The 328-nt window shown below is 71.3% G+C and carries 1 pseudogene; it reads left to right on the top strand.

The window, feature by feature from the left end:
• Positions 1-39: 39 nt before the first annotated feature.
• A pseudogene (locus B7L92_RS15120) lies at positions 40-328 on the top strand (HAD family phosphatase); the annotation flags it as partial.

The following is a 328-nucleotide window of genomic DNA, read 5'->3' as shown; positions in this document are numbered from 1 at the left end:
CGGGGAACCGGCCTGATCGTCCCTCAAGGAGGTATGTGGATGACCAGTACGGTACCTGTGCCCGAAACCGCTTCCCAGGCCCTCGGCGCCGTCCGGGCGGGGCAGAGCCCGACGACCGGGGGCGCGGCCCTGCAGGCCGTGCTCCTCGACATGGACGGGACCCTGGTGGACACCGAGGGCTTCTGGTGGGACGTCGAGGTCGAGGTCTTCGCCTCCCTCGGCCACACCCTCGACGACTCCTGGCGCCATGTCGTGGTCGGCGGCCCCATGACCCGCAGCGCGGGGTTCCTGATCGAGGCGACCGGGGCCGACATCGACCTGGCCGAGC

The organism is Streptomyces viridosporus (assembly GCF_002078235.1).
GTDB lineage: Bacteria > Actinomycetota > Actinomycetes > Streptomycetales > Streptomycetaceae > Streptomyces > Streptomyces viridosporus.
This window is presented reverse-complemented; position numbering and strand designations above follow the sequence as displayed.